This window comes from Bifidobacterium lemurum (genome assembly GCF_014898175.1).
Lineage (GTDB): Bacteria > Actinomycetota > Actinomycetes > Actinomycetales > Bifidobacteriaceae > Bifidobacterium > Bifidobacterium lemurum.
The window spans coordinates 96,768-110,984 of the sequence record NZ_CP062948.1; the positions used below are offsets into that span (position 1 = coordinate 96,768).

The following is a 14,217-nucleotide window of genomic DNA, read 5'->3' on the forward strand; positions in this document are numbered from 1 at the left end:
GCGCGCGTACTGAAATTCAAGCGGATGTGGAAGCGGGCCGGTCTGATGCAACGGACCGGCATGCTGTTCACCATGCTGGTGGCGATTATCTGCGTGGTGGCGTTGGTGATGGGCCTGGTGCGTTTCGTCCAATGGCGCGGCGAGGTTCGCGACGCGGAGCGGGCGCAGCTGGCCTTGGCGCAGGAGTATGGATTCGACCCGGGCGACATCATCTCGGACGGCCAGTTCTTCAACGGCAACGCCATGAGCCAGGCCGAAGTGCAGTCGTTCCTCGACGAGCGGGGCGGGGCGATCGCCTCCATGACCTTCGACACCACCGACCAGTCGGGCGAAGGCCTATGCGAAGACTATACGGGCGCGGCGGGCGAGACGGCGGCGGCGATCATCACCAAGTCAGCGCAGGCATGCGGAGTCAGCCAGAAGGTGCTGCTCACCATGCTGCAGAAGGAGCAGCATCTGGTCACCGCCACCGACCCCACGGATTTCCAGCTCAAAGCGGCGATGGGATTGAGCTGTCCAGACGACGCGAGCTGCGATCCGGCATACGCGGGATTCTTCCTGCAGGTGTACGGAGCGGCGAAACGCTACCAGTATTATCTGGCCCACGCCGACCGGTACAACTATCAGGCGTATGCGCTCAACTACGTGCAGTATCATCCCGACGCCTCATGCGGCGGATCCACCATCTACATCGAGAACCGTGCGACCGCGCTGCTGTACATCTATACGCCCTACCAGCCGAACGAGGCCGCATTGGCGGCGGGCGACGGCGTGGGCGACTCCTGCTCCAGCTACGGCAACCGCAACTTCTCCCTCATCTACGAGAACTGGTTCGGCAATCCGCGAGAATAGAAGTCTGGTGTAGAGATCCTTCGACTCCGGCCTGACGGCCTCCGCTCAGGATGACAGTATGGAACCGGACAATCTGATAGAGATGTCTCGACTTCGCTCGACATGACGACATAACCACTAACGTCATCCTCTGAGCGAAGCGAAGTCCTTTTCCGTCATCCTGAGCGGAGCGCAGCGGAGTCGAAGGATCTCAGCGAAGCTACTTGCGTTCGATGAACGGGCGCAGCATGGTGGCGGTGCCGGCGGCGAGCAGGGCGAACACCGCGCCGACCGGGCCCAACCACGCCAGTCCCAATGCGTCATTGACCACGCCGCCCACGGCCGAACCAACCGCGATGCCGATATTGAAGCTCATGGAGTTGAGCGACGCGGCCAAGTTCAGCGAGCCGGGATGCGATTGCGCGGCCACATCCATGTACAGCACCTGCGAGGAGGCGTTCTGCAAGTACATAAGCATGCCGAGCGCCACCAGCAGCAGCGCGCCGGCACCGGGCATCCATGAGGCGAACGCCAGCAGGCACAGGCATACGGCCTGCACGCAGTAGATTGGCCGGACGCGCGCCAGCGGCTCCACTCCCCTGCCGCGGTTGGCAAGTTTGCCGCCATACAGGTTGCTCCATAGGCAAGCCACACCGAACACCACCAGTCCAAGGCTGAGATATTGGGTCGGCACGCCGATCTCGTCGCGCATGATCGGCGTGAGATACGTGTAGAACACATAACTGGCGGCCGCGCCGAACACCACGTCAATCACACCCAGCTGGATGCGGCGGTCGAAGAACAAGCGGAACTGGCTGAGGAATCCCACTTTCACCGGATGCGAGTTGCGCGGCAGCACGATCACCATCACCACCAGCAGCACGGCGGTGAGCAGGGAGATCAGATGGAAGGTCCAGCGCCATCCGAACGAGTCGGCGATCCAGGTTCCCGCCGGCACGCCCACCACGGAGGCGATGGAGAAGCCGGAGAACACCCAGGCGATGAACTGCGTACGGAACTTCTCCTGCGTCACGTCGTTCGCGTAGGTCATGGCGATTGCGACCAGCGTGCCGGAGACGGCGGCGATCAGTAGTCGGGCGACCAGAAGCACCGGATAGTTCGGCGCGAACGCGCATAGCACATTGCCCACAAGGAACACCGTCATCAGCGTCATATGCGTGGCGAATCGCGGGAATCGCGCGGTGATGGCGGAGCCGAGCGGCGTGCAGGGCGCGTAGAAGAACGCGAACACCGACACCAAGTTACCGACCGTCACCTCGGTGACATTCAGGCCGCGCGCGATGTCGGGCAGAATGCCCACGACGACGAATTCGCTCATGCCGAGCATGAAGCTCGCGGCGATCAGCACCATGACGGGAAGCGTGAAAAAACGATCGGGCGAGGATGTCGCCCGATCGGATACGGTTGCGTTGTTCACTGCGTGATTGCTCGCTTACAGCTTGGGCAGGTACTTCTTAAGTTCGAAGGGGGTGACCTGACGGTTGTATTCCTCCCATTCGTGGCGCTTGTTGCGCAGGAAGTACTCGAACACATGCTCGCCGAGCACGTCGGCCACGAAGTCGGACTTCTCCATCACGCGCAGCGCGGCGCCCAGCGAGGTGGGCAGCGGTTCGATGCCCATCGCCTGACGTTCGGCGTCGGTAAGCTCCCACACGTCGTCGCTGGTCGGCTCGCCGAGCGTCATCTGCTTCTCGATGCCGTCGAGGCCGGCGGCCAGCAGCACGGAGTAGGCGAGGTACGGGTTGGCGACCGGGTCGAGGCCTCGGAACTCCATACGCGCGGAGTTGCCCTTGCCGGGCTTGTACTGCGGGATGCGCAGCAGCGCGGAACGGTTGTTGTGCCCCCAGCAGATGTAGCTCGGCGCCTCGTTGCCGCCCCACAGACGCTTGTACGAGTTGACGTATTGGTCGGTGACGGCGCAGATCTCCGCCGCATGGGCCAGAATGCCGGCGGCGAACTGGCGCGCGGTGAGTGACATGTTGAACTCCTGGCCGGCCTCGTAGAAGGCGTTGGAGTCCCCCTCGAACAGGCTTAGGTGCGTGTGCATGCCGGAGCCGGGCGCGTCGGCGATCGGCTTGGGCATGAAGCTCGCGTGGATGCCGCGCTCCAAGGAGATCTCCTTGACCACGGTGCGGAAGGTCATGATGTTGTCGGCCGTGGTGAGCGCGTCCGCGTAGCGCAGGTCGATCTCGTTCTGGCCGGGGCCGCCCTCGTGATGCGAGTATTCCACCGAAATGCCCATCTGTTCGAGCATGTTCACGGTGGCGCGGCGGAAGTCCATGCCGGGACTGCGCGGCACATGATCGAAGTAGCCACCCTCGTCGATCGGCACCGGAGGCTTGGACCAGTCGTCCTGGCTTTCGAACAGGTAGAACTCGATCTCCGGATGCACGTAGAAGGTGAAACCCTTCTCCTTGGCCTTGGCCAGCGCGCGCTTGAGCACGTAACGCGGGTCGCCCAGACTGGGCTCGCCATCCGGGGTGAGCACGTCGCAGAACATGCGCGCCGTGCCCTGCGGTCCGCCTCGCCACGGCAGAATCTGGAAGGTGGAGGGATCCGGCTGGACGATCATATCGTCCTCGGACACGCGCGTCATGCCTTCGATCGCGGAGCCGTCGAATCCGAGCCCCTCCTCGAACGCAGCCTCCAACTCCGCCGGCGCGATGGCCACGGATTTCAAGGTTCCCAGCACATCCGTGAACCATAAGCGAATAAAGCGCACGTCTCGTTCCTCGACCGTGCGCAGTGCGAACTCCTGCTGCTTATCCATAACCGCCTATCGTTCCACACCCGTGTTACGACCCGCGTTAACACGCGCGTTCCCCACATCTACGATGGTGTCCAGGGTGCGGTGATTCCATGGTGCGGTGGGTTGATATTGCAACGTTTCCGAGGCATTGCACCATGGAAAGTACCGCACCATGGGGCTTCGCCGTCACATTCCACGCGTTACAGTGGTGCGTATGAGCGAAGAAGACCATCTGACACCGGCCGCCAATCCTCCCATCGATATGACGAGTTGGCGGCAGGCCGACACTCCGCGTGAACGCGCGTGCGCGGGCTTTACGGCCCGCGACAAAGCGCCGTTGAGCAGTCATGCGGTCTGGCGGGTGCGTGAGGGGCGTCGCGAGGCGATCGCGCTGCTTGAGGAGCAGTCAGCCACCCGCGTGCCCGATCTGGTGCCGCTGCGGTACAAGCGCATGAGCGCCAGCGCGTTCACGTTCTACCGCGGCACCGCGCTGATCATGACCAACGATCTGGTGAGCACGCCGGTGACGGGCATTCCGGTGCAATGCGTGGGCGACGCGCATATCGGCAATTTCGGCATGTTTCGTTCCCCCTCGGCGCGTCTGGTGTTCGACATCAACGATTTCGACGAGACGGCGATCGGCCCGTGGGAGTGGGACCTCAAACGCCTGGCCGTGTCGGTGGAGATCTGCGGACGCGCGAACGGCATCAAGGAGAAGGCGAGGCGGGCCGCGGTGATGCGCTGCGTGCACACGTACCGCGAGCGCATCAAACAGTTCTCCGAGATGGATTATCTCGACGCATGGTACGACCATATCGATGTGACCGAGACGCTGGATCGTTTCGAGAAGACGCAGAGCGGCAAACGCAACCGCACGCTGCGCGACGCGGCGGCGAAGGCCGCGGTTCGGGACTCCGACGCGGCGGCCGCCAAACTGACGTATCTCGAGGGCGGCAAGCTGCGGTTCCGTTCCGATCCGCCGGAGTTGGCGCCCATCAACGAATTGCAGGATTATGCGGATATTGAGGCGTTGCAGGCGCGCATCGACACGCTGCTCGGGCACTACCGACATTCGTTGTATGAGGATCGCCGTCATGTGTTCGACCATTACCGCTACCATGATTCGGCCCGCAAGGTGGTGGGCGTCGGCTCCGTGGGCCAGCGCGCATGGGTGGCCGTCTTCACCGGGCGGGACATCGACGATCCGTTGATGTTGCAGATGAAGGAGGCCACCTATTCGGTGTTGGAGCATTATTGCGGCGCTTCGCCGTACGCCACGCATGGCGAGCGCGTGGTGCAGGGGCAGAAGCTGATCCAATCCACGGCCGACGTGCTGCTGGGATGGTCGAGCTTCATCGCCGAGGATGGCCGCAAACGCGACTATTACGTGCGTCAGCTGTGGAACGGCAAAGGTTCGATCGACATCGACGATCTCAACGAGATGGAATTAAGCGATCTGGGCCGCATGTGCGCCCGATGCCTGGCGCATGCGCACGCGCGCACCGGCGATTCGATCGCCATCGCGAACTATCTGGGCGGTTCGGACGAGTTCGACCAGGCCATCGCCACATTCGCGGTCTCCTATGCGGAGCAGAACGACGAGGATTACGCCGTGTTCAGGAAGCTCATCGAATCCGGCGAGCTACCCTGCGCCTGACCTGTCGCTTTACGACGAATCCCGCCTGACCGGCCGGCCCGCTTCCTTTTGAAGGCCATGCCGGTCAGGCGGGATTATGCTTTCCGCACGTTTCCCTTGAGCGGGGAGCGTTTCAGCGGGCGACTTCGAGCGCCTCTTCGAGGGTGAAGGCGCGTGCGTAGAGGGATTTGCCGAGGATGGCGGAGTCCACGCCGATTTCGGCCAGTTCCTTGATGGCTTTGAGATCGTCGAGTTTGGCGATGCCGCCAGAGGCCGTCACCTTGGCGTTGGTGCGTTCGGCGACCTCTTTGAGCAGGGTGAGGTTCGGGCCGCTCATCATGCCGTCCTTGGCCACGTCGGTGACCACGTAGCGGGTGCAGCCTGCGTCGTCGAGCATCGCCATCGTCTCGAACAGATCGCCGCCCTCGCGGGTCCAGCCGCGGGCGGCCAGCGTATGGCCGCGCACGTCGAGGCCGACGGCGACCTTGTCGCCGTACTTGGCGATGATCCGCTTGGTCCATTCGGGGTTCTCCAGCGCGGCGGTGCCGATGTTCACGCGGGCAGCGCCGGCTTCAAGTGCGGATTCCAGCGAGGCGTCGTCACGCACGCCGCCGCTCATCTCGATGTTGACCTGGTCGCCGAGTTCGCGCACGATCTCGCGCAGCTGGGCGCGGTTGTCGCCGGTGCCGAAGGCGGCATCGAGGTCGACCAGATGGATCCATTCCGCTCCGGCCTGAACCCAGGTGCGGGCGGCCTCAAGCGGGGAGCCGTAATCGGTTTCCGAGCCGGACTCGCCTTGGCGCAGACGCACGGCCTTGCCGTCGCGAACGTCGACCGCGGGAAGCAGCGTGAGGGACATAACAGGTTCCTTTCCTAGGGATGTCGCGCCATCCGTGCGGGCGGAAAACACGCCCTTCGCACGGCGGCACCATCTGATTGTGGTTCAGAAGGTTTCGATCCAGTTCTTCAGCAGTTGCGCGCCGGCGTCGCCGGACTTTTCGGGGTGGAACTGCGTGACGGACAGGGCGCCGCGTTCGTAGGCGGCGACGAAACGGCTGCGCCCGTATTCGCACCATGTCACGCGCGCCGGAGCTTCGCCGAAGTCGATGTCGTAGCGCGAGGTGTCGGCTTGGCTCACGGCGGTGGCCGCGTAGGAGTGCACGAAGTAGAAACGTTCCTGTTCCACGCCGCGCAGCAGTTGCGAACCTTCGGCCGCTTCGACGGTGTCCCAGCCCATATGCGGCACCACATCCGCGTCCAGCAGTTCGACCGTGCCGCCGATCAGGCCGATGCCGTCGGTGCGCACGCCGTGTTCGAGTCCCTGCTCGAACATGATCTGCTCGCCGACGCATACGCCGAGCGTCGGGCGGCCCGCGCGGATGCGGTCGGTGATCACGCGATCGCCGCCGACGCGTTTCAATCCGTCCATGCAGGCGGCGAACGCGCCGACTCCGGGCACCACCAGACCGTCGGCCTCAAGCGCCTGACGGTAGTCGGAGGTGAGCGTGGTGTCGACGCCCAGATTGGCGAGCGCGCGAACCATGGAGCGGACGTTGCCGAAACCATAGTCGAACACGACTGCAGTGCTCATCGTTGCTGTTCCCCTTGTGCTGTTCTGTTCGATGGATGCTTAAGTGTGCTAGCTGGCGCTAGTTGATGCTGGAGCCTTTGGTGGAGCCTCCGCGCCCGAATTTGGTGTGCTTGGCGATGGTGGCCATGGCGCGCTTGTGGTCGAAGTCGGCGGAATCCTCGATTTCGAAGCCCTGCTCGCGAAGCGCGTTCACCGTGGTGATGCCGAGCAGCAGGTCCTCCACGAATCGTGCGGTGGAGGTGAACAGCATCGGCGGCGCGAAGGTCCGCGCGGCCTCGCCCTGCACGTACAGGGTGACTTCGAGCTTGTCGGCGCGGTTGACGGCGAGGATCACGGTCATGCCGGCCACCACGGTGGTCAGGTCGCGGGCCGCTGCCTCGGGCGAGTCGCCGTCGAGGTTGCGCAGCACGGCGACGGCGCCTTGGTTGGAGCCGATGCAGTCGGCGGAAATGTCCGCCAGCTGGCAGAACGCGGCCAAAAGGTCGGCGTCGGCGATGCGTGTGACCACCACCGCGATTTTCGCGCGGTTGCCGAGCAGTCCGGCCAGTTCCGCGTCGAATCCCACGGAGGGGTCCAGTTCGGCGGCATCGTCGGGAATCTCGATGGAGGCGGGGTCCAGACCCGCATCCGTCTCGTTCTTCTTATCCGCGTCGGCCGCGCCGTCCGCACCCGCCGTGGGTTGATCGGCCGGGGACGCTGCTTCCTGATCCTGTGCGAATTCCTTTTCGAATCCGGCCAGCGCGGACTCAAGCTCCTCGTCGGAGAAATGTGGTTCCTGATCGTCCGCCATCACAGCGCGCCTTTCGTGCTGGGGATGCCGTCCACGCGCGGATCGGGTTCGATGGCGAAGCGCAGGGCGCGTGCGAAGGCTTTGAATTCGGCTTCGGCGATATGGTGCGGGTCGCGGCCGGCGAGCACTTCGAGGTGCAGGCAGATGCCGGCGTGCAGGGCGATGGATTCCATCACGTGCCGCACGAGGGAGCCGGTGAAATGCCCGCCCATCATGCAGTATTCGTAGCCTTCCGGCTCTCCGGAGCACACCACATACGGTCGGCCGGACACGTCGACCACTGCCTTGGCCAGCGCCTCGTCCAGCGGCACGGTGGCGTCGGCGAAACGGCGGATGCCGCGCTTGTCGCCCAACGCCTGGCGCAACGCCTCGCCGAACACGATGGCCGTGTCTTCGACGGTGTGGTGCACGTCGATGTCGGTGTCGCCGCTGGCCTTGATGGTCAGGTCGATCAGCGAATGCTTGCCGAGGGCCGTCATCATATGGTTGTAGAACGGCACAGACGTGTCGATGTCGGTTTTGCCGGTGCCGTCGAGGTCCAACGTCAGCTCGATGCGCGATTCGCTGGTTTCGCGGACGATATGCGCGGTGCGTGCCATTGCCTACTCCTTGTCCAGTTCGTTGAGGACTTCCGTCAATGCGGTGCGGAAGGCCTCCATCTCCTCGTCGGTGCCCATGCACACGCGCAGCCAGCCGGCGGGGCCGACCACGCGGATGAGCACGCCGCGCTCGAGCAGTCCTTCGAAAATCGCCTCGCGGTTGTCGAGATGCCCGCCGAAGAGCAGGAAGTTCGACTGGGAGTCGGCCACGTCGAGCGCCTGACCCTTGTAGGTCAGCTGTTTGAGCCATGCGGCGGTGGCGTTGCGCGTCTCACGCAGGTGGTTCACACGGCTGAGCTGTTCGTCGGTGTGTTCGAACGCGGCGAGGGCCGCGGCTTGGGTGACGGCGCTCAGATGGTAGGGCATGCGCACGATGCGCACGCAGTCGATGATGCCCTTGCTTGCGGCGAGGTAGCCGACGCGCGCGCCAGCGAAGGCGAAGGCCTTGCTCATGGTGCGGCTGACGGCGAGGTTCGCGTGCGTCTTGATAAGTTCGACGGCGCTGGGTACGCCCGGGTCGCGGAATTCGATATAGGCCTCGTCGATGACGACGATTGGGTGCACGCCTTCGCGCGCGCCCGCGACCTCGGCCGTCTCGCATACGGCGAGCACGCGTTCGATGTCCTCATGCGCCAGCGGGGTGCCGGTGGGGTTGTTCGGGCTGGTGAGCAGCACCATGGAGGGTTTGACGGCCTCGATCCGTTCGATGAGACGGTCGACGTTCAGCGTGAAGTCGTCGTTGCGGTGGGCGAGCTCCCAGCCGGTGAAGGTGTCGCGCGCGTATTCGGGATACATGGAATATGTGGGGTCGGCGCCGAGCACGGTGCGTCCCGGTCCTCCGAAGGCCTGGAACAGTTGGAGCATGATCTCGTTGGAGCCGTTCGCGCCCCACAGTTCGTCCACGTCGAGACGAACGCCGGATTCGCGGGCGAGGTAGTCGGAGAACGCCTGACGCAGTTCGACATGTTCGCGGTCGGGGTACCGGTTGAGCGTGGGGGCGATGGCCTTGACGCGTTCGGCGATGGTCTCGCACACGGCCGGATCGGGCGCGTACGGGTTCTCGTTGACGTTCAGGCACACCGGCACGTCGAGCTGGGGCGCGCCGTACGGCTCCTCCCCGATCAGATCGTTGCGCAGCGGCAGATTCGCCGGGATGGCGTTGCTGGTGGTATCGCTCACTTGAGGCCCGCCTTGGTTTCCTGGTCGTTCAACGTGGCCTTGTCGTACGGGTCGTCGACGAAGCGGGTGAGCACGCATTCACCATGCCCCGGAAGATCCTCGGAGACGGCGAAGGCGTTGACGCGGGCGGCGAGCTCCTTCAGGCCCTGCTCGTCGTATTCGATGACCTCGACGGGCTTCATGAAGGTGTGCACGCCGAGGCCGGCGGCGAAGCGGGCGGTGCCGCCGGTGGGCAGCACGTGGTTGGATCCGGACATGTAGTCGCCCAACGGCACCGGCGAATAGGGGCCGCGGAAGATGGCACCAGCGTTCCTGACGCGCCCCACCACGGCGTCCGCGTCGACGGTCTGGATCTCCAGGTGTTCGGCCGCGTAGGCGTTGGCCGCGTCGATGGACTGGTCGAGTCCGTCGGTGAGCACGATGGCGGACTGGCGGCCGGACAACGACGTGCGCACGCGCTCGGCGTGCTTGGTGCGCGGCACGCGCTCAAGCAGTTCGGCCTGCACGGCGTCGGCGATGTCGGTGGAGTCGGTGAACAGCACGGAGCCGGCGAGTTCGTCATGCTCGGCCTGGCCGATCAGATCGGCGGCGAGGAACTTGGGGTTGGCCTGGGCGTCAGCGATGATGCCGATCTCGGTGGGGCCTGCGACCGCGTCGATGCCCACGAAAGCGGAGACGAGCGACTTGGCGGTGGCCACGAAGATGTTGCCGGGGCCGGTGATCTTGTCGACCGGATCGCACAGCACGTCGCCGTCTTGCGGCTCGGAGCCCTTGGCGCCGTAGGCGAACATGGCGATGGCCTGGGCGCCGCCGACCGCGTACACCTCGTCCACACCGAGGATGGCGCAGGTGGCGAGGATGGTCTTGTTGGGCAGGCCCTGCGGATCGTCCTTGGACGGCGGGGTGGCGATGGCGAGGGATTCGACGCCGGCGGCCTGGGCGGGCACGGCGTTCATGATCACGGACGAGGGATACACGGCCTTGCCGCCGGGCACGTACAGGCCGACGCGCTGCACCGGGATCCAACGTTCGGCGACGCGCGCACCGGGGGCCAGATCGGTGTGGAAGTCATGCGGCACCTGGCTGGCGGCCACGGCGCGGGAGCGCTTCACCGACTCCTCGATGGCGGAGCGCACTTCGGGGTCGAGCTCTTCGAGGGCCTGACGCATCGCCTCGACCGGCACGCGCAGGTTCTCGACGCGCACGCCGTCGAACTTCTCGCCGAAGTCGCGCAGCGCGGCGGCACCGCGGGCCTTGACGTCGTCGAGGATGGGGCGCACCAGATCGGTGGCCTCGGAGGTGCCCATCTCGGCGCGGGGCATCGCGTCCAGCAGTTCGGCACGGGTCAGGTTCTTACCACGAAGGTCGATGATTCGCATGATGTTCTCGCTCATAGCTCCCCATGGTAGCGCCACGATGTAACCGCACACCCCGAAACGTCCATCTCCGTCCGATTGGTGGGATGGGGCCTGCGATTGGCGTTCAGTTATTGATCCAACCATCGTTGTGTTGGATGTGGGACTTCGATGGCTTATCGGGATCGTAGATCACGATGACGGTGTCGCCCTCGCGGACGCGCCCCATCACCGGGGTCTTACGTTGCCCGATGGGGATGGGACCGGCCTTGATCACAGACGATTTCAAAGCGAGCGATTCGACGACCTCGTATGCGACGCCGTCCACCTCGTAGCGCACGCGGATACGCCACGGAGTGTCGATTCCATGGGATTTGACGCTGAGCACCAAGCCGGGGCATTGCGCGGTCATCGAACGGATCCTGCCTTTTCTGCCCGGATTGCCGAACAGCACCACAATGGTGATGATGACGATCGGTATCATCACCGCCACGCACAGTGCTATCACACCAGCCAGTTCCCGCATCCGATCTCCTTCGCATAACAGATGTGGATAGATGCCACTCTACTGGAGGCGAGAGAGGCGGCGGTAAATATCGGAGGGGACATGCCGGCCTCCGAAGCCCCATACTTGAATGCCTGCATCGACTCTGCGATACACGATGCGGGCGTCGGCTTTGGCTTTATGGAATCTGCGGTGCTGGTAGTGGAAGGATCTCCAGCCTTCGAACTGGTATTTCAGTTCGGATCCCTCCACACGTCCCTCCGCTAAGGCACGAAGAGCCTCGCACGTGCCGCCCACCGCAGCGGCGAATTCCTCCGCGTCCGGCCATGCGTATGCCAGCAAGACAACGTCTCGAGCCAAAGATGCGCCATCCATCTCCACAGCCGGAATCGCGCTGATGGCACGGACGGCCTTGTCGAGCATGTCATTGGTGACGTTCATCGCGAGCCTCGCTCAGAATGTCTTGTATCGCTTCGGCATTGCGATGCAGATAATCCAACGCTCCCTGTTCAAGTTCGGCGCCGGATTCCCAGTTCCGCTCCCGTTCACCGTCTGCGACGAACATCATCTGCAGCGTGGCACGCTCCAGCTCGGATTCCAATGCATTGATGGTGTCAAGCAGCTCGTTCATCGCGTCCACCGACAGCAGATACGCGGTGGGATCCACCCGGTCCACAATCTCCAACGCCCCTTGCTCGGCAAGCTTCGCACGCCATGCATTAGATCTCGCCAGCTCCGTCAAACCGATACGGGCCCCCGCCGCCGAAGCATCACGCAAGGCTTCAACACGTTCCTTGACTTCCACAACCCCTCCAATCACACAATTAATTACACAATATTATACACATGTTCATACACATTTAAAACAGAATTCACCGTCAAACGAACACTCTATTGGAATGCCATCATTCATCGGAAATCAGGGATAGAGACCGTCAGCGGGGCGAATGAGCATCAACCGACGGGATGGTTGATGAGGTCACGTTCGATCCAGGCCATGACGAGGTCGGACAGGCGGTTGATCTCGTCATCGGTCAATTCTCGGCCTTTGGGAATATGGTGCCATTTCTCGACGCAGCCACGGCAACAGGTGGCAGTGGCATGCTGCGCGGTGAACACCGGATGACCTCGCCACGGCGTCTGCTTGCCGTCGTTCTTCGGTAGCGCATCTCCCACCCGCAAGCGCAGCATCTCACGCGCATGCCGGTCGATGGCATCCTTGCCTTTGGCGCGAGCATACGCACGATCCTTGTCCGACAGCACGAATTTCGCTCGGAACGCCGAACAAGACAGCCTCCCCAACGCCTCGTTCACCCAATATCGCTCCGTCTCATCCATGCACTCCACCATAGTCCCTTCTTTGTGCAATCACCCGGATTTTACTTTGGTGCCCTAATTAATTATAATTAGGGCACCAAAGTAAAAGGAGGTGTCCGTGACCAGAAACCAGGACCTAAGCCAGCTGGAAATCCACACCGGATACTTTGTAGCGTCCGAGATGGAAAAACGAGGATTCTCTCGCACGGCAATCTCGCAGTTCGCAAAAGAGAACAATCTACAGCGCGTAGCGCGTGGCCTTTACCATTCCGACGACTCTGGGGAAGACCCGCTATTCGAATTGCAGCACCGTTATCCGAAAGCCATCTTCTCTCACGAAACCGCTCTCTTTCTTTTGGACGAGGCAGAACGAGTGCCTTCGACTCCCACCATCACCATTCCACAATCCGCAAGCGCAACTCGGCTCTCGGAGAGCGACGTCATCGTGCGCAAAGTCAAGGATGACAGATTCGAAATCGGTCTCTCACACGCCACAACCATGTTCGGACATTCCGTACGCACTTATGATTGGGAACGAACCATATGCGATTTATTCCGCTCACGCAGCACCGTCGAATCCCAAGATCTACTCTCAGCGTTCCGCAACTACATGCGTTCAAGTAAACGCGACCTAACGAAACTCACCGAATATGCGGCACAATTCCGACTCACCAACGTCATGCGCCCCTACCTTGAAGCGGTGATGACATCGTGATCATGTCAACTGGGAAAATCAGAGCTCTTATCAAAGAGAAATCGCATCATGACCCCAATCGCGCGCAGTCACTGTATTGTCTTTTTGCCATGGAGCGATTCTTATCTCGACTGTCATTGAGTGACAGTCGAGACCTTTTCGTCATAAAAGGCGGATTATTGGTACAAGCGACATTAGGTATTGATTCCCGCACCACCCTAGATATCGACTCCACTATGAGGCGATTCGAATTATCCGAACCCAACATCCGACTTTTCTTGAAGCAAGTAATTTCCACACCTTTGAATGATGGAATCACATTCGAGGTCAAAGAGATTTCGGAAATACGGGACGAGGCAGAATATCCTGGATATCGGGCAAAACTCAGAGCGGCCTTTGAGAACATGTCCATCCCCTTCAAAATCGATTTCTCCACAGGTGAGGCTTTGACGCCTAATGCCGTTAGGCTCAATTACCCGTTGACATTTGACAAGGGGACGATTCCGCTCGCCTCATACAATCTGGAAACTCTGCTTGCAGAGAAGTTGGAAACGGTTTTATCAAGAGGCACGGCAAATACTCGCATGCGCGATTTCTACGATATTGCAGCCCTCATCAAAGGAGAGACACCTCTAGATGCTCAACTGTTGAAAGCCGCATTCTTCGCGACCAACCACAATCGTGGCAACCAAGCCAGCCTTGAGAATTCCTCGCACATCTTGTCAAAGATACGTTCTGATGAACACATGGCAGCCCTATGGTCGGCGTACCAAAGAAAGTATGATTACGCGATGCCTTATTCCTTCGATTCAGTTATCGACGCTACGCTTTCTCTCTGCAAGGCCATCACCGCAAATCCACGCATAGACTAGACGGCATCTCTTCCAGCAAGCGTTCAGGAAGTTTGGTGGGGATGTCCACCGTTTCGACTTCCCGTTGCCAGCCGGCAT

The 14,217-nt window shown here is 62.1% G+C and carries 16 protein-coding genes; 4 read left to right on the top strand and 12 right to left on the bottom strand.

Going from position 1 to position 14,217, the window contains the following annotated elements:
* Positions 1-24 precede the first annotated feature (24 nt).
* Complete coding sequence (locus BL8807_RS00400) at positions 25-852, top strand: hemagglutinin (protein WP_226847495.1); 828 nt, start codon at positions 25-27, stop codon at positions 850-852.
* Positions 853-1,051: 199 nt separating this feature from the next.
* Here BL8807_RS00400 and BL8807_RS00405 read toward each other — a convergent pair whose 3' ends face one another.
* Together BL8807_RS00405 and BL8807_RS00410 are read right to left on the bottom strand one after the other, a co-directional pair.
* On the bottom strand, positions 1,052-2,203 hold the full coding sequence (locus BL8807_RS00405; RefSeq protein WP_072726869.1) for an MFS transporter: 1,152 nt from the start codon (positions 2,201-2,203) through the stop codon (positions 1,052-1,054).
* A gap of 81 nt (positions 2,204-2,284) precedes the next feature.
* Entirely contained in the window at positions 2,285-3,622 is a 1,338-nt protein-coding gene (locus BL8807_RS00410; RefSeq protein ID WP_072726805.1) for a glutamine synthetase family protein, read from the bottom strand.
* A gap of 193 nt (positions 3,623-3,815) precedes the next feature.
* On the opposite strand from BL8807_RS00410, the gene BL8807_RS00415 reads away from it, so the two are divergent.
* Positions 3,816-5,258: a DUF2252 domain-containing protein gene (locus tag BL8807_RS00415; protein WP_072726806.1), complete on the top strand. Its 1,443-nt coding sequence runs from the start codon at positions 3,816-3,818 to the stop codon at positions 5,256-5,258.
* A gap of 112 nt (positions 5,259-5,370) precedes the next feature.
* On the opposite strand, the gene priA is transcribed toward BL8807_RS00415, so the two are convergent.
* From priA to BL8807_RS00465, 10 genes are all read right to left on the bottom strand, one after another.
* Positions 5,371-6,096, bottom strand: a complete 726-nt coding sequence (gene priA, locus BL8807_RS00420) for a bifunctional 1-(5-phosphoribosyl)-5-((5-phosphoribosylamino)methylideneamino)imidazole-4-carboxamide isomerase/phosphoribosylanthranilate isomerase PriA (protein WP_072726807.1) — start codon at positions 6,094-6,096, stop codon at positions 5,371-5,373.
* Positions 6,097-6,180: 84 nt separating this feature from the next.
* Positions 6,181-6,828, bottom strand: coding sequence for an imidazole glycerol phosphate synthase subunit HisH (hisH, locus tag BL8807_RS00425; RefSeq protein WP_072726808.1), 648 nt, complete (start codon positions 6,826-6,828; stop codon positions 6,181-6,183).
* 58 nt (positions 6,829-6,886) lie between these two features.
* Complete coding sequence (locus BL8807_RS00430; RefSeq protein ID WP_072726809.1) at positions 6,887-7,618, bottom strand: hypothetical protein; 732 nt, start codon at positions 7,616-7,618, stop codon at positions 6,887-6,889.
* On the bottom strand, positions 7,618-8,217 hold the full coding sequence (gene hisB, locus BL8807_RS00435) for an imidazoleglycerol-phosphate dehydratase HisB (protein WP_072726810.1): 600 nt from the start codon (positions 8,215-8,217) through the stop codon (positions 7,618-7,620). Before hisB ends, BL8807_RS00430 begins: the two co-directional genes overlap by 1 nt.
* Before the next feature lie 3 nt (positions 8,218-8,220).
* Positions 8,221-9,396: a histidinol-phosphate transaminase gene (locus tag BL8807_RS00440; RefSeq protein WP_072726811.1), complete on the bottom strand. Its 1,176-nt coding sequence runs from the start codon at positions 9,394-9,396 to the stop codon at positions 8,221-8,223.
* Positions 9,393-10,790: a histidinol dehydrogenase gene (gene hisD, locus BL8807_RS00445; protein ID WP_072726812.1), complete on the bottom strand. Its 1,398-nt coding sequence runs from the start codon at positions 10,788-10,790 to the stop codon at positions 9,393-9,395. The genes BL8807_RS00440 and hisD overlap by 4 nt, the downstream gene beginning before the upstream one ends.
* Positions 10,791-10,878: 88 nt before the next feature.
* Positions 10,879-11,277: a DUF3592 domain-containing protein gene (locus BL8807_RS00450; protein ID WP_083570300.1), complete on the bottom strand. Its 399-nt coding sequence runs from the start codon at positions 11,275-11,277 to the stop codon at positions 10,879-10,881.
* Between the two features lie 39 nt (positions 11,278-11,316).
* The gene (locus BL8807_RS00455; RefSeq protein WP_072726813.1) at positions 11,317-11,697 is read right to left on the bottom strand and encodes a hypothetical protein; all 381 of its coding nucleotides are present in this window, start codon (positions 11,695-11,697) and stop codon (positions 11,317-11,319) included.
* Entirely contained in the window at positions 11,681-12,061 is a 381-nt protein-coding gene (locus tag BL8807_RS00460; protein WP_072726814.1) for a hypothetical protein, read from the bottom strand. The genes BL8807_RS00455 and BL8807_RS00460 overlap by 17 nt, the downstream gene beginning before the upstream one ends.
* Positions 12,062-12,210: 149 nt before the next feature.
* Entirely contained in the window at positions 12,211-12,606 is a 396-nt protein-coding gene (locus BL8807_RS00465; protein WP_072726815.1) for a DUF4186 domain-containing protein, read from the bottom strand.
* Between the two features lie 85 nt (positions 12,607-12,691).
* On the opposite strand from BL8807_RS00465, the gene BL8807_RS00470 reads away from it, so the two are divergent.
* Entirely contained in the window at positions 12,692-13,288 is a 597-nt protein-coding gene (locus BL8807_RS00470) for a type IV toxin-antitoxin system AbiEi family antitoxin domain-containing protein (RefSeq protein ID WP_072726816.1), read from the top strand.
* 2 nt (positions 13,289-13,290) lie between these two features.
* The gene (locus BL8807_RS00475; RefSeq protein WP_083570302.1) at positions 13,291-14,139 is read left to right on the top strand and encodes a nucleotidyl transferase AbiEii/AbiGii toxin family protein; all 849 of its coding nucleotides are present in this window, start codon (positions 13,291-13,293) and stop codon (positions 14,137-14,139) included.
* Positions 14,140-14,217: the final 78 nt, after the last annotated feature.

What these genes read in the sequence shown, in the direction of transcription:
- BL8807_RS00430 (WP_072726809.1), bottom strand. Translation starts at nt 7,618, where the DNA reads ATGGCGGACGATCAGGAACCACATTTCTCCGACGAGGAGCTTGAGTCC.
- BL8807_RS00475 (WP_083570302.1), top strand. Translation starts at nt 13,291, where the DNA reads ATGTCAACTGGGAAAATCAGAGCTCTTATCAAAGAGAAATCGCATCAT.
- BL8807_RS00450 (WP_083570300.1), bottom strand. Translation starts at nt 11,277, where the DNA reads ATGCGGGAACTGGCTGGTGTGATAGCACTGTGCGTGGCGGTGATGATA.
- BL8807_RS00410 (WP_072726805.1), bottom strand. Translation starts at nt 3,622, where the DNA reads ATGGATAAGCAGCAGGAGTTCGCACTGCGCACGGTCGAGGAACGAGAC.
- hisB (WP_072726810.1), bottom strand. Translation starts at nt 8,217, where the DNA reads ATGGCACGCACCGCGCATATCGTCCGCGAAACCAGCGAATCGCGCATC.
- hisD (WP_072726812.1), bottom strand. Translation starts at nt 10,790, where the DNA reads ATGAGCGAGAACATCATGCGAATCATCGACCTTCGTGGTAAGAACCTG.
- BL8807_RS00455 (WP_072726813.1), bottom strand. Translation starts at nt 11,697, where the DNA reads ATGAACGTCACCAATGACATGCTCGACAAGGCCGTCCGTGCCATCAGC.
- BL8807_RS00415 (WP_072726806.1), top strand. Translation starts at nt 3,816, where the DNA reads ATGAGCGAAGAAGACCATCTGACACCGGCCGCCAATCCTCCCATCGAT.
- BL8807_RS00465 (WP_072726815.1), bottom strand. Translation starts at nt 12,606, where the DNA reads ATGGTGGAGTGCATGGATGAGACGGAGCGATATTGGGTGAACGAGGCG.
- BL8807_RS00405 (WP_072726869.1), bottom strand. Translation starts at nt 2,203, where the DNA reads ATGGTGCTGATCGCCGCGAGCTTCATGCTCGGCATGAGCGAATTCGTC.
- priA (WP_072726807.1), bottom strand. Translation starts at nt 6,096, where the DNA reads ATGTCCCTCACGCTGCTTCCCGCGGTCGACGTTCGCGACGGCAAGGCC.
- hisH (WP_072726808.1), bottom strand. Translation starts at nt 6,828, where the DNA reads ATGAGCACTGCAGTCGTGTTCGACTATGGTTTCGGCAACGTCCGCTCC.
- BL8807_RS00400 (WP_226847495.1), top strand. Translation starts at nt 25, where the DNA reads ATGTGGAAGCGGGCCGGTCTGATGCAACGGACCGGCATGCTGTTCACC.